Origin of the sequence: Mesorhizobium sp. M0768 (assembly GCF_040320195.1) — a bacterium.
In the GTDB taxonomy this organism is placed as follows: Bacteria; Pseudomonadota; Alphaproteobacteria; order Rhizobiales; family Rhizobiaceae; genus Mesorhizobium.
This window is the reverse complement of record NZ_JAMYPD010000009.1, coordinates 193,216-211,727: the sequence shown is the minus strand read 5'-3', so window position 1 is coordinate 211,727 and position 18,512 is coordinate 193,216. Positions and strand designations below refer to the sequence as shown.

Genomic DNA, 18,512 nt, shown 5'->3' with positions numbered 1-18,512 from the left:
AACAGGCATAGCTAGGGCGCTTCGGCAGAGCGGGCAAATGATTTCAAAAGACTCCATCGTGGCGCTGTCGAGCGGGCGCCTGCCGGCCGGCATTGCGGTGATCCGGATTTCCGGGCCGCAGAGTCGATTCGCTGTCGAAACGATTGCTGGATCGAAGGTGCCAAACCGCGTTGCCACCTATCGCAAGTTCCGGGCGCCCGACGGATCGGTGCTGGACAGCGGCCTGGTCGTCTTCTTTGCCGGCCCCGACAGTTTTACCGGCGAGGACGTTGCAGAGTTCCATGTGCATGGCGGGCGCGCCGTTGTGGCGAGGATGCTGGAAACGATCGCCTCCTGCGACGGCGTCAGGCATGCCGAGCCTGGCGAATTCACCCGCCGCGCCTTTCTCAACGGCAAGCTCGATCTGGTCGAAACCGAGGCGCTGGCCGATCTCATCAACGCTGAAACCGAGGCGCAGCGGCGCTTTGCCGTTCACAACGCCCAAGGGGTGCAGAGCGAACTCTATCTGGGCTGGCGCCGACGGCTGATCCACGCCCGCGCGATGATCGAGGCCGAGATCGATTTTGCCGACGAGGACGACGTGCCGGGCTCGGTCGCCGACACAGTCTGGTCGGATGTTCAGGCCGTGATCGACGAAATCGAGCGCCATGTCGCCGGCTTCCGGGCTGCCGAGATCATCCGCGACGGGTTCGAAGTCGTCATCCTCGGCGCACCGAATGCCGGCAAATCCAGTCTGTTCAACGCCCTGGCGCGGCGCGAAGCGGCCATCGTCACCGACGAGCCGGGCACGACCCGCGACCTGCTCGAGGTGGTACTGGACCTGCAAGGGGTGCGGGTCAGGGTAACCGACACCGCCGGTCTGCGGGAGGCGCCCGGCAAGATCGAGGCGATCGGCATCGAGAAGGCCAGGACCAAGGCGCACAGCGCTGATCTGCTGTTGCTGCTGGAGGATCTGGCGGAGCCAATCGCGATCGGTATGCTGCCGGGCGACATTCAGGCGCTGAGGGTCGGTACAAAAATTGACCTGCTGGGGGGCAAATCGCCCTCGCCTGCGGCGCACTATGATTTCGCTATCTCGACGCGGGACGGCACGGGTCTGACCGAATTGCTGGACGAGATCGGGCGTCGTGCCGCAGTCCAGATCGGCAAGGCCGGCGATGTCCTGCCGTCGCGGCTGCGGCACGTCGAGCTGCTCAACGAGACGAAACGCTTCCTGCTCGCAGCAGTGGTCAGTGGTGATCGCGGGCAGGAGCTACGGGCCGAGGAACTGCGCCTGGCGGCGGATCGGCTTGGACGCATCGTCGGGGCGGTCGATGTCGAGGATATGCTGGACGTTATCTTTTCGCAGTTCTGTATCGGCAAATGACTCACGTGAAACATTGCCAAGTACCGAGATGCGGGCGTGTCGCTAGCTTGCTCGCTTAGTGGGGGGAAGCCGGTGATGATTCACGTGAAACACGTAGCGATGAACGCAGACGGAATTGTTTCACGTGAAACGACTAGTGGGTGTCCTTGACAGTGCAGGCTCACGGGCACATGTGTCGGCGGATTTGAATCGGAATATACAAATGACCAATCACTATGATGTGGTGGTGGTGGGCGGCGGCCATGCTGGTTGCGAGGCGGCTAGTGCGGCCGCGCGGGCTGGCGCCAGGACGGCGCTGGTGACGCTGCGTTTCGACACGATCGGCGTGATGTCTTGCAATCCGGCGATCGGCGGTCTCGGCAAGGGCCATCTGGTTCGCGAGATCGACGCCATGGACGGGCTGATGGGGCGCGTCGCCGATGCCGCCGGCATCCAGTTCCGCCTGCTCAACCGCCGCAAGGGGCCAGCGGTGCGTGGTCCGCGAACGCAGGCCGACCGAAAACTGTATCGGCTCGCCATGCAGGCGGCAATCCGCCAGCAGGCTGGCCTCGATGTCATCGAAGGCGAGGTGCTGGATTTCGAAATCAACGACGGGGAAATCGACGACGGACGCATCGCGGCGGTGCTGCTGGCGGATGGAAGCCGGCTCGCCTGCGGCGCCGTGGTGCTGACGACCGGCACTTTTCTGCGCGGGCTGATCCATATCGGCGAGAAGAAGATCGTCGCCGGCCGCATGAACGAGCAGGCGAGCATCGGCCTGTCGGCGACGATGAGCCGCGCCGGCTTCAAGCTCGGGCGGCTGAAGACCGGCACGCCGCCGCGGCTGGACGGCAGGACGATCGATTGGGCGTCACTGGAGAGCCAGGCGGCGGACGAGGACCCCGTGCCGTTCTCGCTGCTGACCGATCGCATCGAAAATCCGCAGATCCATTGCGGCATTACCCGAACGACCAATGCGACGCACGAGCTGATTCGCGCCAATCTCGGCCGCTCGGCCATGTATTCGGGCTCGATCGAAGGCGTCGGGCCGCGTTATTGCCCGTCGATCGAAGACAAGATCGTCAAGTTCGGTGACCGCGAAGGCCACCAGATCTTTCTGGAGCCGGAAGGGCTGGACGACGACACGGTGTACCCGAACGGCATTTCGACCTCGCTGCCCGAGGACGTGCAACTCGACATCCTGAAGACCATTCCGGGGCTGGAGCGGGCAACCATGCTGCAGCCGGGCTATGCCATCGAGTATGACCATGTCGATCCACGCGAGCTCAAGCCGACGCTGGAAACCAGGCGGATCGCCCGCCTTTTCCTCGCCGGCCAGATCAACGGCACCACCGGCTACGAGGAGGCCGGCGCGCAAGGGCTGCTTGCCGGCTTGAATGCAGCGCGCAAGGCGTCGGCGAGCGAGGAAATCGTGCTCAGCCGCACCGAAGCCTATATCGGCGTGATGGTCGACGATTTGACCAGCCGCGGCATTGCCGAACCCTACCGCATGTTCACCTCGCGGGCCGAGTTCCGGCTATCGCTGCGAGCCGACAACGCCGATGAGCGGCTGACGCCACTGGCGATAAGGCTGGGGATTGCCTCGCCGGAGCGGATGCAGCGGTTCAACAATAGTATGCAAGACCTTGAGAAGGCGCGACAGCTCGCCCTCGGCACCACCATGACCCCCAATGAGGCAGCGCGCCATGGGCTCGAAATCAACCGGGACGGCGTCCGCCGCTCGGCCTATGAGTTGCTGGCCTATCCCGGCGTCGACATAGCCTGGCTGGCGCGGGTCGAGCCGGCTTTCGCGGCGATCGACAGCAAAACGGCCGAACGTCTTGAAACGGAAGCCAAATATTCTGTCTATCTCGACCGCCAGCAGGCCGATGTTTCGCAGATCAGGCATGAGGAGAGCAGGCTTATTCCCGAGTCGCTCGACTTTGCTTCTGTTCCCGGCCTGTCGAACGAGTTGAAGCAGAAGATGCTGGCACGCCAGCCGCGCTCGATTGCCGATGCGCAACGCATGGAAGGCATGACGCCGGCGGCGCTGGCGATTATTGTCGCCCATGTCCGCAATGCCGAGGCGGCCGCGCGAAAGCAGGTCGCGTGAGCGCTGCGTCCTGGGTAAACCTGCAGGCGGCAGCGGGCCCGGTTTCACGTGAAACATTCGATCGCCTGGTCGAGTTCGAGGCCGTCTTCCGGAAATGGAACCGCCGGATCAATCTGGCCGCGCAATCGACGCAGGACGATGTCTGGCGCCGCCACATCCTCGACAGCGCGCAGCTGGCGCGAATCAAACCAGAGGCGAAGCGCTGGGTCGATCTCGGCTCCGGCGGTGGGTTTCCCGGCCTTGTGCTGGCCTTTTTGCTTGCCGAGCGGGACGGCGCCGGTATCGACCTGGTTGAAAGCAGCCGGAAAAAAGCATCGTTCCTGCAAGCGGTCATCGGACAGTTCAGCCTGCCCGCCAAGGTTATCGCGCGCCGCATCGACGACAGCTATCCCCTTGTTCCTGCACCGCAAATCGTCACAGCCAGGGCACTCGCCTCGCTGCCCGACCTGCTCGACCTGGCGGCACCGTGGCTGACCAAGGGTTCGCGCGGCCTGTTTCACAAAGGCCGGGATTACCGCGCCGAAGTGGCAGAAAGCGCTCAACGATGGTCTTTCGATCTGGTAGAACATGCCAGTGCAACCGACGCACAGGGCGTCATTCTCGAAGTATCCGACTTGCGACAGCACCCTGGCTTGTGACCGGCGACCCAAATGAATTTCTGGCATAGACCCATGATGAAGAACGGCCCCCGAATCATCACCGTCGCCAACCAGAAGGGCGGCGTCGGCAAGACGACGACCGCCATCAATCTGGCCACCGCGCTGGCGGCCATAGGCGAACAGGTGCTGATCGTCGATCTCGACCCGCAGGGCAACGCCAGCACCGGGCTTGGCATCGACCGGCGCGACCGCACCGTCTCGTCCTATGATGTGCTGACCGGCGAGCTGGATCTCGAAGCGGCGGCGATCCCGACGGCGGTGCCTGGCCTGTCGATCGTACCGTCGACGCTCGACCTGCTCGGCATCGAGATGGAAATCGCCTCGGCGCCGGATCGGGTGCTGCGGCTGCGCAACGCGCTGCGGGCTTCGGCTGAGCGCTCGGCCAATTTCGGCTATGTGCTGATCGACTGCCCGCCGTCGCTCAACCTGCTGACACTGAATTCGATGGCTGCGGCCGATTCGGTGCTGGTGCCGCTGCAGTGCGAGTTTTTCGCGCTGGAGGGCCTGAGCCAGCTTTTGGAGACGGTCGAGCAGGTGCGCCGCTCGATCAACCCCGACCTGACGATCCAGGGCATCGTGCTGACCATGTTCGACGGGCGCAACAATCTCGCCAACCAGGTGGTGCAGGATGTGCGGGCGCATATGGGCGACAAGGTCTATGAAACCGTCATCCCGCGCAATGTCCGCGTTTCCGAGGCGCCGTCCTACGGCAAACCGGCGATTCTCTACGACCTCAAATGTTCGGGCAGCCAGGCCTATCTGCAGCTTGCTTCGGAAGTCATCCGCCGCGAGCGCAAATTGCGTGCCGCTTAACCGGTTGTAAATAATAAACCCGATTCGATACCGAAACGATCTGGATGGACGATGAACGAAGACCCTTCGAGGAAAAGACTGGGACGGGGACTGGCGGCCCTGATCGGCGAAATCGATCGCCCAGCGGCACCGGAAAAGCCCGGGTTGGCGGGCGACGGCAAGGTGCCGATCGAGTTCCTCAGCCCCAATCCGAAAAACCCGCGCCGGCATTTTGGCGACGCCGACCTGACCGACCTCGCCCAGTCGATCCGCGAACATGGCGTGGTGCAGCCGGTGGTGGCGCGGCCGTCGAAAACCCAACCGGGCCGCTACGAGATCATCGCCGGCGAGCGACGCTGGCGCGCGGCGCAACGCGCCGGGCTGACCGAAATCCCGATTATCGTGCGCGACGTCGACGATCGCACGGCGCTCGAACTGGCGATCATCGAAAACGTCCAGCGCACCGACCTCAACCCGGTCGAGGAGGCGCTCGGCTACCAGCAGCTGATCGACGACCATGGCTATACCCAGGCCGATCTCGGCCAGGTGATCGGCAAGAGCCGCAGCCATGTCGCCAACACGTTGAGACTGCTCAAGCTGCCCGACGTCATCCGCGACATGCTGGTCGACGGGGCGCTCTCGGCCGGCCACGCCCGTACCCTGGTGACGGCCAACGACCCGGCCGGGCTTGCCAAGCGGATCATCGATGAGGGGCTTTCGGTGCGCCAGGCCGAGGCCTTGGCGCAGCTGCCGGTCGGCGCGCCGTCGGCAAAACGCCAGCCCGCCGCACCGCCGCAAAAGGATGCCGACACGCTGGCGCTGGAGCGGCTGATGACCAGCACGATCGGCATGATCGTCACGATCGAGCACAACCAGCGCGGCGGCGTGATCAGCGTCGCCTACCGGACGCTGGAGCAGCTTGACGAGCTTTGCCGAAGGCTGAAGCGGGAGTAGGTAGGTTGCTAAAATTAGCCGGCAAATAAGATTTTTGCTGCCGTGCGGTGATTGGCGAAATCGTCGAAGTAGTCAAACCTCCCCCTTGAGGGGGAGATGGCCGGCAGGCCAGAAGGGGTCGTCAAATTTCAAGCGCCACCTCCTCTGTCGTCGCGGAAGGGGCTGGTGTTCTACGCGCTGTGACCCCCTCTGTCGCCTTTGGCGACATCTCCCCCTCAAGGGGGGAGATCAGGTGCGCTGCGCCAGCCTGGCGCTCTCCACGGCGATGCCGAGCAGGGCCTGGCGTGCCAGCGCGATCGACAGATCCGGCCGCCGGCGTGTCTGCAGCACCGCCGTCTGCAGGCGGTTGAGGGCGCGGCCGAGCGCCTCGCTGCTCCAGCGTTCGAGGGCTTTCTCGACCAGCTTGCGCCGGGAGAAAAACACCGGCGGGCGCGCCGCGGCAACGACCGAAGCGGCATTGCGGCCGCCGGCGTCCATCAGGCCGCGCATCGCCTGAATCGCCTGCAACTGCCGCATCGCCGATGAAAGTACCAGAAAGGGCTGGCCGCCGGACTGGCAATGGCGGGTGAAGGCGGTGTCGAAGTCGGCGATCCTGCCTTCGAGCAGGGCGTCGACCGCTGCGTCGAAGGAGAGGCCCGAGACATCGCCAGACGTCGCCTTGACGTCGTCGAGGCCGATTTCGGCCTGGCCATGCGCGTAAAGCACCAGCTTTTCGATCTCGCCGCGCGAGGCCAGCCGGTCGCCGCCGAGATTGCGGCGCAGCGCCTGCCGCGCCTCCAGCGTCATCGACATGCCGGCCTTGCGCAGTTCGTCGTCGATGATCGTATCGATATCTCTGGCCTCATCGGCGTAGCAAGGCAGAGCCATGGCATTGTCCGCCGCCTCCACCACGGCGCGCAGGCCGACGCCCTTCTTCAGGTCGCCGGCCTCGATGAGGATGATGGCGTCCCGCGCGGGCTCCGATGTCAGCGCCTTGACGTCATCGGCAAGCGCCTTCTGAGCGCCGGCGTTGCGCACCCATAGCAGGCGCCGCTCCGAAAACATCGGCACGGTGCGGGCCTCGTCGAGCAGGCGGCCCTCGTCGCGATCGACCTCCGAACCGTCCAGCCTGACGACCGAGAACGGATCGTCAAGCGGCAGGCCGGTCTTGCCGGCAAAGGCCTTTGCCCGCTCGGCAACCAGCCCGCGATCGGGACCGTAAAGCAGCACGATCGAGACGCGCGGATCCGGCTTCGCGAGCCATGCATCGACCTCGTATGCTTTCTTTTGTGCCATGGGCGCTGATTAGCATGACGCGGGCGCGGGGTGAACGGCGCCGCCCTCCTTTCCTTCTCCCCCTTGTGGGAGAAGGTGGATTGGCGCGCAGCGCCAAGACGGTTGAGGGGTGCTGGCCGGAGCGCTGTTGGTGCCAAGCTGGAACACCCCTCATCCGACCGAGCTTCGCTCGGCCACCTTCTCCCACAAGGGGAGAAGGAGGTGCTCGTGCCGCCCAACCCGACGCATTGCCTTATCTGGCGGGAAACCCGGCGCAATCATCTCCCAAATTGCGCGCTGGCGCGGAAGATCGACAAGAAATTTCGCCGACATATCTCCATCCTGTCGGCCGCGGGCAGCAGCCAGCGGCAGCGAAGCCTCGCCCGACGAATTGGCACTGGTCTGGCGGTGTGCAAGTATCCTGGCCGGGCAACAGTGGAGGACCGAGATCATGGCCGATGCCGGAATGCTGCGCTTCCATGTTCCGGAACCGGAAGTGCGGCCGGGCGGGACGCCGGATTTCTCTAATGTGAGCATTCCAAAAGCTGGCTCGGTGCCGCGCCCGAAGATCGACGTCGACCCGCGCGACATCCGCGATCTGGCCTTCTCGATCATTCGCGTGCTCAACCGCGCCGGCGAGGCGGTCGGGCCGTGGGCAGGGCTGCTTTCGGACGAGGAGTTGCTGGAGGGGCTGCGCCATATGATGACGCTGCGCAGCTTCGATGCGCGCATGCAGATGGCGCAGCGCCAGGGCAAGACCTCTTTCTACATGCAGCACCTCGGCGAAGAGGCAGTGAGCTGCGCCTTCCGCAAGGCGCTGTCGCGCGGCGACATGAATTTTCCGACCTATCGGCAGGCCGGCCTGCTCATCGCCGACGGCTACCCGATGGTCACGATGATGAACCAGATCTATTCGAACGAGGCCGATCCGCTGAAAGGGCGGCAATTGCCGATCATGTATTCATCGAAGGAGCACGGCTTCTTCTCGATCTCCGGCAATCTGGCGACGCAGTACATCCAGGCGGTCGGCTGGGCGATGGCCTCGGCAATCAGCAACGATTCAAAGATCGCCGCCGCGTGGATCGGCGACGGTTCGACCGCCGAGTCCGACTTCCATTCGGCGCTGGTGTTCGCCTCGACCTACAAGGCGCCGGTCGTGCTCAACGTCGTCAACAACCAGTGGGCGATCTCGACCTTCCAGGGCATCGCCCGCGGCGGCTCCGGTACTTTTGCCGCCCGTGGGCTCGGCTTCGGCATTCCGTCACTGCGCGTCGACGGCAACGACTATCTCGCCGTCCATGCGGTGGCCAAATGGGCGGCGGAACGGGCGCGCAGCAATCTCGGGCCGACGCTGGTCGAATACGTCACTTACCGCGTCGGCGCCCATTCGAGCTCCGACGACCCGTCGGCCTACCGGCCGAAGGCCGAGTCCGATGCCTGGCCGCTCGGCGACCCGATCGTCAGGCTGAAGAACCATCTCATCCAGCGCGGCGTCTGGTCGGACGAACGCCACGCCCAGGCCGAGGCGGAAATCCTCGACACGGTGATTTCGGCGCAGCGGGAGGCCGAGCGCCATGGCACGCTGCATGCCGGCGGCAAGCCCTCGGCGCGCGACATGTTCGAGGGCGTCTATGCCGAGATGCCGCCGCATCTCAGACGCCAGCGCCAACAGGCAGGGGTCTGACCATGCCGCGGCGGACCATGATCGAGGCGATCCGCGACGCCATGGACGTGTCGATGGCACGCGACAGCCAAGTCATCGTGTTCGGCGAGGATGTCGGCTTCTTCGGCGGCGTCTTCCGCTGCACGCAAGGCCTGCAGGCGAAATACGGCAAGAGCCGCTGCTTCGATGCGCCGATCAGCGAATCCGGCATTGTCGGCGCGGCCATCGGCATGGCCGCCTACGGGCTGAAGCCTTGCGTCGAAGTGCAGTTTGCCGACTATGTTTATCCGGCCTATGACCAGATCGTCTCGGAAGCGGCGCGGCTGCGCTACCGGTCGAACGGCGATTTCACCTGCCCGATCGTCGTGAGAATGCCGACCGGCGGCGGCATTTTCGGCGGCCAGACCCACAGCCAGAGCCCGGAGGCGCTGTTCACCCACGTCTCCGGCCTGAAAGTCGTGGTGCCCTCGAACCCGCATGACGCCAAGGGCCTGCTGATCGCGGCGATCGAGGATCCGGACCCGGTGATCTTCCTGGAACCGAAGCGGCTTTATAACGGGCCTTTCGACGGTCATCACGAGCGGCCGGTAACGCCATGGTCGAAACATGAGCTCGGCGAGGTTGCCGACGGCCATTACACGGTGCCGCTCGGCAAGGCGGTGATCCGACGGCCGGGTGCGGCGGTCACCGTGCTTGCCTACGGCACGATGGTCTATGTCGCCCGGGCGGCGGCCGAGGAGACCGGCATCGATGCCGAGATCATCGATCTGAGGACACTGCTGCCGCTCGACCTCGAGACGATCGTCGCCTCGGTCAACAAGACCGGGCGCTGCGTGGTGGTGCACGAGGCGACGCTGACATCGGGGTTCGGTGCCGAACTTTCGGCGCTGGTCCAGGAGAACTGCTTCTACCATCTGGAAGCGCCGGTGGCGCGGGTCACCGGCTGGGACACGCCCTATCCGCATGCGCAGGAGTGGGACTATTTTCCCGGTCCCGCCCGGCTAGGCCGCGCGCTGGTCGAAACGATGGAAGCCTGAAGAGGGAACGATGGGCGAATATGTCATCAAGCTGCCCGATGTCGGCGAAGGCGTTGCCGAGGCCGAGCTCGTCGAATGGCAGGTCAAGGTCGGCGACCTCGTGCGCGAGGACGCCGTGCTTGCCGCTGTCATGACCGACAAGGCGACGGTCGAAATTCCGTCGCCCGTCGATGGCGAGATCGTCTGGTTGGGCGCCGAGATCGGCGACACGGTGGCGATCGGCTCGCCGATTGTCAGGTTGAAGGTGGCCGGCGAGGGAAATGTGAACGCAGGCGCGAAATCGGCGGAGGGTGAGGCGGCACCTACCCCCACCCCTAGCCCCTCCCCACAAGGGGGAGGGGGACGAGCTTCGGCCGCCAAAGCCGAAGCCAGGTCCAGCTCGCCCTTGGTCGGGTATGTGCCAAGAACCGAGGGCGCACGAACGGCGGATACGGAGTCCCCCTCCCCCTTGTGGGGAGGGGTTAGGGGTGGGGGTACTGCGCCGGCTTTCGGGGGTATAGCGCCGGTCGGTGCGCCGCGTCCGGAGGGAGAAAAGCCACTGGCCTCGCCGGCCGTCCGCCTCAGGGCGAAAGAGGCCGGCATCGACCTTCGGCAGGTCCCGGGAACCGGCCCAGCCGGCCGCATCCGGCACGAGGATATCGACGCCTTCCTGGCACGCGGACCGCAGCTCGCGAAGGCTCCTGGCCTCGCCCGCAACGAGGCGGTCGAGGACATCAAGATAATCGGGCTCAGGCGAAGGATCGCCGAGAAGATGACGCTGGCCAAGTCGCGCATCCCGCATATCACCTATGTCGAGGAGATCGACGTCACCGCGCTCGAGGATTTGCGCGCCGCGCTCAACAAGGAGAAGCGGCCGGGCGCAGACAGGCCGAAGCTGACGCTGCTGCCGTTCTTGATGCGGGCGATGGTCAAGGCAATCGCCGACCAGCCCAATGTCAACGCACTGTTCGACGACGAAGCCGGCATCGTCCACCAGCATGGCGGCGTCCATATCGGCATCGCCGCGCAGACAGCTTCCGGGCTGATGGTGCCGGTGGTCAAGCACGCCGAGGCGCGCGACATCTGGGACTGTGCAGCCGAGGTTGTCAGGCTGGCCGAGGCGGCAAAATCCGGCACGGCGACGCGCGACGAGCTCTCGGGCTCGACCATCACCATCACTTCGCTGGGCGCCATGGGCGGCGTGGCGACGACGCCGGTGATCAATCATCCGGAAGTGGCGATCGTCGGCGTCAACAAGATGATGGTGCGGCCGGTATGGGACGGCAGCCAGTTCATCCCGCGCAAGATGATGAACCTGTCCTCCAGCTTCGACCACCGCGTCGTCGACGGCTGGGACGCGGCGGTGTTTATCCAGCGGATCAAGACGCTGCTGGAGACGCCGGCGCTGATTTTTGTGGACTGAGGAGATGAGAACGGTCGCAAAGGCCCCCTCGCCCGGCAGCATGGGGCGCCGGGACGCTGGCTCCCCCTTCTCCCCTTGTGGGAGAAGGTGTCGCCGAAGGCGACGGATGAGGGGTGCTCCAGCTTGGCACCTACCGCACTCCGTCCAACACCCCTCATCCGTCTCGGCGCTACGCGCCGATCCACCTTCTCCCACAGGGGGAGAAGGAAAGGCGCGCAGCGGCCGGATGGTGGGGCATTTATCCCCGAAAGGACGCAGCTGACATGAAGGAAATCTCCTGCAAGCTGCTGGTCATCGGCGCCGGTCCGGGCGGCTATGTCTGTGCCATCCGCGCCGGGCAGCTTGGCATCGACACGGTGATCGTCGAGGCAGGCAGACCGGGCGGCACTTGCCTCAATGTCGGCTGCATCCCGTCAAAGGCGCTGATTCATGCAGCCGAAGAGTTCGAAAAGCTCTCGCACATGGCCGGCGGCAAAAGCCCACTCGGCATAACGGTCGCGGCACCGTCGCTTGATCTCGCGGCGACCATTGCCTGGAAAGACGGCATCGTTAGCCGGCTGAACAACGGCGTCGCCGGCCTGCTGAAGAAAGCTGGCGTGAAGACGGTGCATGGCTGGGCGACATTTCGCGACGGCAAGACCGTTGCCGTCGAGACCGAGATCGGCATGCAGGTGATCCGCGCCGAAACGGTGGTGATAGCGACCGGCTCGGCGCCGGTCGAGCTGCCATCGCTGCCGTTCGGCGGTCCGGTCATTTCGTCGACCGAGGCGCTGGCGCTGAGCGAAGTTCCGGAGAGGCTGGCGGTGGTCGGCGGCGGCTATATCGGGCTGGAACTCGGCATCGCCTTTGCCAAGCTGGGCGCCAAGGTGACCGTGGTCGAGGCGTTGCCGCGCGTGCTGGCGCAATATGATGCGGAACTGACCCGGCCGGTGGTGAAGCGACTGGCCGAACTCGGCATCGAGGTGCTCGTGAACGCCAAGATCAAGGGGCTGTCCACTAAGCGCGACGCGCTGCTGGTCGAGACGAATGGCGGCAAGAACGGCAAGATTGCCGCCGACAAGGTGCTGGTCACGGTCGGTCGCAAGCCGGTGACCGAAGGCTGGGGGTTGGAGCAGATCGACCTCGACATGGCCGGACCCTTCATCCGCATCGACGACCAGTGCCGCAGCTCGATGCGTGGTATCCTTGCCATTGGCGACGTCACCGGCGAGCCGATGCTGGCGCACCGGGCGATGGCGCAAGGCGAAATGGTCGCCGAGATCGTCGCCGGCCACAAACGCAGCTGGGACAGACGAGCGATCCCGGCTGTCTGCTTCACCGACCCGGAGCTGGTCACCGCGGGCCTGTCGCCGGAGGAGGCCAAGACGCGTGGCGAGATCAAGGTCGGCCTGTTTCCCTTCACCGCCAATGGCCGGGCGATGACGAAGTTGGGCGAGGACGGATTCGTCCGGGTAGTGGCGCGGGCGGACAGCCATCTGGTGCTTGGCATCCAGGCCGTCGGCCAGGGCGTGTCGGAGCTGTCCACTGCGTTTGGGCTGGCGCTGGAGATGGGTGCGACGCTGGAGGATATCGCCGGGACGATCCATGCCCATCCGACACAGGGCGAGGGTTTTCCGGAAGCGGCGCTGAAGGCGCTGGGGCACGCACTGCATATCTGAGGGCTCGCGCTCTCCCCCCTTGAGGGGGAGATGGCCGGCAGGCCAGAGGGGGTCGGTTCGACTGGATGCGACCTCCCTTGCGACAGATGGAGGTTGACGCTCTACGCGAGGCGACCCCCTCTGTCGCCTTCGGCGACATCTCCCCCTCGAGGGGGGAGATTACGCAGCTCACCCCGCAAGCCGGCTAACCATCTCGTGCTGCGCATAGGCGCGGCCGAAGCGGTTGGCCAGGAACGCGTCGAGCGCGATGTCCTCCTGCTTGATGAAGCCCCTGGCCGGCAAGCTGCCGTCGGCGAGCATGTCGAGCACCGCGCAGATGGCCGATGCGGTGGTGATCTGGATGGCGCTGCGCACCGTTTCGCCGTCGCGCCTGGCGTAGATCTTGTTGGCGTAGGTCTCCTGCAGCAGACGGCCGTTCTTGCGGCCGCTGACGGTGACGAAGACGATAACCACGTCCTGCAGCGTTGCCGGCAGGGCGCTTTCGAAAATGTCCTTCAGCATGTCGCGGCGGTGGCGCAGGCCGAGGTCGTTGAGCAGCGCCTTCATGATCGCGGCATGGCCGGGATAGCGGATGGTGCGATAGTTCAGCGTGCGCACCTTGCCCTTCAGCGTTTCGGCCAGCGTGCCCAGCCCGCCCGAGGTGTTGAACGCCTCGTAGGTGACGCCGTCGAGCGAGAATTCTTCACGCTCCTCCAGCGGCGGCACTTCGATCAGCTCGCCTTCGACGATCGCCTCGCAAGGCTCGCAATATTCGTTGATGACGCCGTCGGTGCTCCAGGTCAGATTGTAGTTCAGCGCATTCGACGGGTACTGCGGCAGCGCGCCGACCCGCATGCGCACGCTTTCCAGCGTGTCGAAGCGGCCGGCGAGATCGTTGGCAACGATCGAGATGAAGCCGGGCGCCAGACCGCATTGCGGGATGAAGGCGCTGTTGCCGGAGCGCGCCAGTTCCTTGACCCGCCTGGTGCTGACGACGTCCTCGGTCAGATCGAGATAGTGCACGCCGGCGCTGGCCGCCGCCTCGGCGATGCGCGTGGTCAGATGGAAGGGCGCGGCGCTGAGCACCGCGAATTTGCCGGCCAGGGCCGCTTCGAGGGTGCCGGCGGCCTCGATGTCGAGTTCCAGCGTCTCGACCGTTTCAGGCAGTTCGGCCGCGCCGAACTGCGCCGCCGAGCGGTCGACGAGCGTGACCTGGTAGTCGCCCGTGGAAGCCAGCATCTCGGCAATGGTCGAGCCGATCTTGCCGGCGCCGACGACGATGATTTCCTTCATGACCGGTCCCTCGCACCAATGCTAAATTCACGGTTAGAATCGCAGCTTGCCTGTCGAAAGGAAGCGTGAGATTGTACGAAACGCAGCCTCTCTTTGGGCAATGTGCCGGTAAGGTTCGTCGAAATGCTCAGCGATGCCGACCAAGCTCTGCTTTCTCTGCTGCGCACCAATGCGCGCGCCTCGACCGCCGAACTGGCGCGGCGGCTCGGCGTCTCACGAACGACGGTGCAAAGCCGGATCGAGCGGCTGGAACAGCGCGGCATCATCGCCGGCTACGGGGTCAGGCTGTCGCCGGATTACGAGCAGGGGCTGGTCAGGGCGCATGTCCTGCTCACCGTCACCCCCAAGCTTGCCGACAAGGTGGTGCGCAGCCTGCAGGCGCTGGCACCGGTTCGCACGCTGCACTCGGTCAGCGGCAATTTCGACATGATCGTCATCGTCGAGGCGCCGTCGATCAGGGATCTCGACACGCTTCTCGACCAGATCGGCGCCATGGACGGAGTCGAGCGCACGTCGTCGTCGATCATCCTGTCGACGCGGATCGACCGCTGAGCGGGCTGGTGTCGCGGGTCCAGACGCTGGCGCGAAGGATCACCGAGCGCAGTGATCGTTCTGGCGCTCTCGCGGCAAAGCGATATAGGCTTCGAAGATGTTGGATGAGACTCGCAGAGGGGCCGCGTCCTCTCGCGCCAAGCTGACAAGTCGCGCGGTCACGCAACGATTTCCAGAGGAGACCTCCTTGCCCAAGCAGTGTTTTGGAAAATCCCATGTGCCGTTGTCGCCGGCAGTCAGGGCCGGCGATTTCGTCTATGTCTCAGGCCAGGTGCCGGTCGGCACAGACGGGCTGGTGGTCAAGGGCGGCATCGCCGAACAGACCGAGCAGGTGCTGTCGAACGTCAAGGCGGCACTGGCGCTGGCCGGCTGTACCCTGGACGACGTAGTCAAGACGACGGTCTGGCTCGAAGACGCCCGCGATTTCGGCATTTTCAACACCGTCTATGCCAGGCATTTCCCGAAAGACCCGCCGGCGCGCACGACAGTGGAGTCGCGGCTGATGATCGACATCAAGATCGAGGTCGAGGCCGTTGCCTACAGGCCGGCCTGACGGGAAAATGGAGACAGGCGCGATGCAATTCGATCTCCTGATAAAAGGCGGCCGCCTCATCGATCCGGCCTCCGGCCTCGACGCGCAGCGCGATCTGGCGATTGCCGACGGCCGTATCGCCGCGATCGACACCGAAATCCCATTCGAACGTGCCGCCCGCGTCATCGATGCCACGGGCTCGATCGTCGCGCCGGGCCTGATCGACCTGCACAGCCATGTCTATTGGGGCGGCACGTCGCTCGGCGTCGATGCCGACCGGCTCGCCGCAAAGAGCGGCACCACCACCTTCATCGATGCCGGAAGCGCCGGCGCCGGCAATTTCCTCGGCTTTCGCCGCCACGTGATCGAGCGCTCGAAAGTCCGCATCCTGGCCTATGTCAACATTTCCTTTGCCGGCATATTCGGCTTCTCGCAGACCGTGGCGGTCGGCGAGTGCAGCGACCTCCGGCTCTGCGAACCGCGCGAGACGGTAGCGGCGGCTCGCGAGCACGCGGACGTGGTTGTCGGCATCAAGGTCCGCTCGGGTCGCCATGCCGGCGGCGCCAGCGGCATCGCGCCGGTCGATCTCGCGCTCGAAGCCGCCGACAAAGCCGGCCTGCCGCTGATGGCGCACATAGACGAGCCGCCGCCGGGCCGCTCGGAAGTGCTGCCGCGGCTGCGCAAGGGCGACATTCTCACCCACTGCTTCCGGCCGTTTCCCAACGCGCCGGTCTTCGCCTCGGGGGCGGTGCGGCCAGATATGCGGCTGGCGCGCGAGCGCGGCGTCATCTTCGATATCGGCCACGGCATGGGCTCGTTCGATTTCGAAGTGGCCAAGGCGATGCTCGGCGAGGGGCTGGCGCCGGACGTGATCAGCAGCGACGTGCATCTCTACTGCGTCGACGGGCCGGCCTTCGACATTCTGGTGTGCATGTCGAAGCTGCTGGCGCTCGGCATGCCGCTGGTCGAGGTGCTGCGCGCCGCGACACAGCGGCCGGCCGAAGCGATCGCCAGGCCCGATCTCGGCAGGCTGGCGGTGGGTGCGGTCGGCGACATCGCGGTGCTGCGGCTGCGTCCGGGCCGCTTCACCTTTGTCGATTCGGTCGGCGCCTCGCTGGTCGCCGAGCAAAGGCTGGTCTCGGACGGAATCGTGGTCGGCGGCAGCTGGTGGCCGAACGAGGCGGTGGACGATCTCGGCGAAACCGAGCGTTTCGAAGCGCATGCGCACGACACGCATGTCGAGGTGGCGAGCCGGCATTTCGGGCGTGGGTGATCTCCCCCCTTGAGGGGGAGATGTCGCCGAAGGCGACAGAGGGGGTCGGTTCGACCGGGCTCGTCTTCCTGCAACGGATGGAGGCTGGCGCTCGACGCGCGGCGACCCCCTCTGGCCTGCCGGCCATCTCCTCCTCAAGGGGGGAGATCACAGCTTCACCGCCCCGCCGCTCCATAAACCGGCGTCGCAATGCCTTCCATCCTCGCCTTGATCTGCAGCGCGACGTACTTCGAATAGAAGCGCGACAGCGCCAGATTGCCGCCGTGGAACCACAGCGCTTCCTGTGCCGTCGGCTTCCACATGTTGCGCAATTCGCCTTGCCACGGACCCGGGTCGCCTTTCACGCCCGAGCCAATCCCCCAGCACGGGCCGACCTTGTCGGCGACTTCGCGCGAGACGATCGCCGCCACGGTTTCGTTCATCGAGAGATAGCCGGTGCAGGCGATGATTGCGTCGGCCGCCAGTTCGGTGCCGTCGTCGAAGAGGATGCCTGTCGGCGTCAGCGACTTGATCCCGACGCCGCTGCGGATGCCGATCTCGCCATCGATGATCAGGTCGCAAGCGCCGACATCGATGTAGAAGCCCGAGCCGGTGCGGTAGGCCTTCATCAGGAGCCCGGTCTCGTCGTCGCCGAAATCGATGGCGAAGCCGGCGCCGCGCAAGCGGTCGTAGAAGGCCGCGTCGCGCGCCTTGATGATGTCGTAAAGCGCCCGCTGGCCTTGCGGCAGCAGCGCGAACGGCGTCGAGGCGACGATCATGTCGGCCTTCTCGGTGGTGATGCCGCGGGCCAGCGCCTTTTCCGAAAAGATCTCGAAACCGATCTCCATCAGCGTGTCCGACTTGACCACCGTCGTCGGCGAGCGCTGGACCATCGTCACCTCGGCGCCGCTCTCCCAGAGGTCGACGCTGACGTCATGGCCGGAACTTGCCGCACCGATGACGGCGACCTTCTTGCCGCGGAATTTCTCGCCGCTGGAATACTGGCTGGAATGCAGGATTCCGCCGTTGAAGACATCGGCACCCGGCAGGTCGATGCGCCTGGGCGGGCCATAGGCGCCGGTCGCAAAGACGATATGCTTCGGCTTTAGCGTGATGCGCTCGCCGGCGCGATCGAGCTCGACCGTCCAGACCTTTTCGGTGTCGTCATAGGACGCGCTCACGCATGTCGTGGAGGTCCAGTAGTTGAGCTCCATGACGCGCGTGTACATCTCCAGCCAGTCGCCCATCTTGTCCTTGGGCGTGAACACGGGCCAGTTCTCGGGAAACGGTATGTAGGGCAGATGGTCGTACCAGACCGGGTCGTGCAGCACGAGCGAGCGGTAGCGATAGCGCCAGGAATCGCCGGCCTGAGCGTTCTTCTCGATGACTATGGCCGGCACGGCCAATTGCCTGAGCCGCGCCCCGAGCATGATGCCGCCCTGGCCGCCGCCGATGACCAGGCAATAAGGCTGCTGGCCGGCGCCGAGTTCACGTGTCTCGCGCGCCCTCGCCTCCAGCCAGGTCTCGCGCTCCGGATCGGCCTTGTGGCGGACACCCAGAGGCCGCGCCGGGCCCTTGCGCTCCTCAAACCCCTTGAGATCGCTCATCGCGGTAAACAGTGTCCGGCACTTGCCGTCCCTGAGACGCATGATGCCATGGCCCCACGCCGATGACGTCTCGAAAGAAAACCAGGCTTCGATCGTGCCCTCGTCCGAAGTCGCTTCGCCGCTGAGCTGCCACCGGGCAGGTTTTGTCGTTGCCAGCGTCGCCGCCAGCATGTCGCGGATCGCGGCGCGGCCCTCCATCGTCCTGACGTTCCAGGTGAAGGTCAAGAGATCGCGCCAGTAGCAGTCCTCGACGAACAAATTGGTTGCCGCCTCGACGTCGCCGGCCTCGAGCGCCCGGGCAAAGGAATCGAGCCAGGTGGCCGCCTGTTTCGTCGGTGCGATGTCGAGCATCTGTCTTTCCTAACTTCCAGTGGCCTTTGCGCTGCCCTCATTCTTACCCTTTCCCGGATCTTTGCGGGA

At 65.2% G+C, this 18,512-nt stretch carries 15 protein-coding genes; 12 read left to right on the top strand and 3 right to left on the bottom strand.

Annotated elements, in window-relative coordinates; all coding sequences use genetic code 11:
- The first annotated feature begins 37 nt into the window (after positions 1-37).
- From mnmE to NKI08_RS15085, 5 genes are all read left to right on the top strand, one after another.
- Positions 38-1,366: a tRNA uridine-5-carboxymethylaminomethyl(34) synthesis GTPase MnmE gene (mnmE, locus tag NKI08_RS15105; RefSeq protein WP_352770443.1), complete on the top strand. Its 1,329-nt coding sequence runs from the start codon at positions 38-40 to the stop codon at positions 1,364-1,366.
- Between the two features lie 202 nt (positions 1,367-1,568).
- Positions 1,569-3,458, top strand: a complete 1,890-nt coding sequence (mnmG, locus tag NKI08_RS15100; protein ID WP_352770440.1) for a tRNA uridine-5-carboxymethylaminomethyl(34) synthesis enzyme MnmG — start codon at positions 1,569-1,571, stop codon at positions 3,456-3,458.
- Complete coding sequence (gene rsmG, locus NKI08_RS15095; protein ID WP_352770437.1) at positions 3,455-4,096, top strand: 16S rRNA (guanine(527)-N(7))-methyltransferase RsmG; 642 nt, start codon at positions 3,455-3,457, stop codon at positions 4,094-4,096. The genes mnmG and rsmG overlap by 4 nt, the downstream gene beginning before the upstream one ends.
- A 33-nt stretch (positions 4,097-4,129) precedes the next feature.
- Positions 4,130-4,930: a ParA family protein gene (locus NKI08_RS15090; protein ID WP_084642633.1), complete on the top strand. Its 801-nt coding sequence runs from the start codon at positions 4,130-4,132 to the stop codon at positions 4,928-4,930.
- A gap of 51 nt (positions 4,931-4,981) precedes the next feature.
- On the top strand, positions 4,982-5,863 hold the full coding sequence (locus NKI08_RS15085) for a ParB/RepB/Spo0J family partition protein (RefSeq protein WP_352770435.1): 882 nt from the start codon (positions 4,982-4,984) through the stop codon (positions 5,861-5,863).
- A 228-nt stretch (positions 5,864-6,091) separates the two neighbouring features.
- Here the strand turns inward: NKI08_RS15085 and holA are convergent, their stop codons facing one another.
- Positions 6,092-7,138, bottom strand: coding sequence for a DNA polymerase III subunit delta (gene holA / locus NKI08_RS15080; protein ID WP_352770432.1), 1,047 nt, complete (start codon positions 7,136-7,138; stop codon positions 6,092-6,094).
- 430 nt (positions 7,139-7,568) lie between these two features.
- Between holA and NKI08_RS15075 the strand changes: the two genes are divergently transcribed.
- The 4 genes from NKI08_RS15075 (at position 7,569) to lpdA (ending at position 12,877) form a co-directional block, all read left to right on the top strand.
- On the top strand, positions 7,569-8,801 hold the full coding sequence (locus NKI08_RS15075) for a 3-methyl-2-oxobutanoate dehydrogenase (2-methylpropanoyl-transferring) subunit alpha (RefSeq protein WP_352566898.1): 1,233 nt from the start codon (positions 7,569-7,571) through the stop codon (positions 8,799-8,801).
- Between the two features lie 2 nt (positions 8,802-8,803).
- Complete coding sequence (locus NKI08_RS15070; protein WP_352770428.1) at positions 8,804-9,817, top strand: alpha-ketoacid dehydrogenase subunit beta; 1,014 nt, start codon at positions 8,804-8,806, stop codon at positions 9,815-9,817.
- Positions 9,818-9,827: 10 nt separating this feature from the next.
- The gene (locus NKI08_RS15065) at positions 9,828-11,219 is read left to right on the top strand and encodes a dihydrolipoamide acetyltransferase family protein (RefSeq protein WP_352770425.1); all 1,392 of its coding nucleotides are present in this window, start codon (positions 9,828-9,830) and stop codon (positions 11,217-11,219) included.
- Positions 11,220-11,482: 263 nt separating this feature from the next.
- Positions 11,483-12,877 carry a dihydrolipoyl dehydrogenase gene (gene lpdA / locus NKI08_RS15060; RefSeq protein WP_352770421.1) on the top strand — a complete coding sequence of 465 codons (1,395 nt, stop codon included), beginning with the start codon at positions 11,483-11,485 and terminating at the stop codon, positions 12,875-12,877.
- Positions 12,878-13,045: 168 nt separating this feature from the next.
- Here the strand turns inward: lpdA and NKI08_RS15055 are convergent, their stop codons facing one another.
- Positions 13,046-14,149, bottom strand: a complete 1,104-nt coding sequence (locus tag NKI08_RS15055) for a saccharopine dehydrogenase family protein (RefSeq protein ID WP_352770418.1) — start codon at positions 14,147-14,149, stop codon at positions 13,046-13,048.
- Positions 14,150-14,272: 123 nt separating this feature from the next.
- Here NKI08_RS15055 and NKI08_RS15050 point away from each other — a divergent pair, with 123 nt between their 5' ends.
- The 3 genes from NKI08_RS15050 to NKI08_RS15040 all read left to right on the top strand — a co-directional run bounded on the left by NKI08_RS15050 (position 14,273) and on the right by NKI08_RS15040 (position 16,506).
- Complete coding sequence (locus NKI08_RS15050; protein ID WP_352474012.1) at positions 14,273-14,701, top strand: Lrp/AsnC family transcriptional regulator; 429 nt, start codon at positions 14,273-14,275, stop codon at positions 14,699-14,701.
- Positions 14,702-14,888: 187 nt separating this feature from the next.
- Positions 14,889-15,254, top strand: coding sequence for a RidA family protein (locus NKI08_RS15045; protein WP_023675940.1), 366 nt, complete (start codon positions 14,889-14,891; stop codon positions 15,252-15,254).
- 22 nt (positions 15,255-15,276) lie between these two features.
- Positions 15,277-16,506 carry an amidohydrolase/deacetylase family metallohydrolase gene (locus tag NKI08_RS15040; RefSeq protein WP_352770415.1) on the top strand — a complete coding sequence of 410 codons (1,230 nt, stop codon included), beginning with the start codon at positions 15,277-15,279 and terminating at the stop codon, positions 16,504-16,506.
- Positions 16,507-16,661: 155 nt separating this feature from the next.
- Here the strand turns inward: NKI08_RS15040 and NKI08_RS15035 are convergent, their stop codons facing one another.
- Entirely contained in the window at positions 16,662-18,443 is a 1,782-nt protein-coding gene (locus NKI08_RS15035; RefSeq protein WP_352770412.1) for an NAD(P)-binding domain-containing protein, read from the bottom strand.
- Between the last annotated feature and the right edge of the window lie 69 nt (positions 18,444-18,512).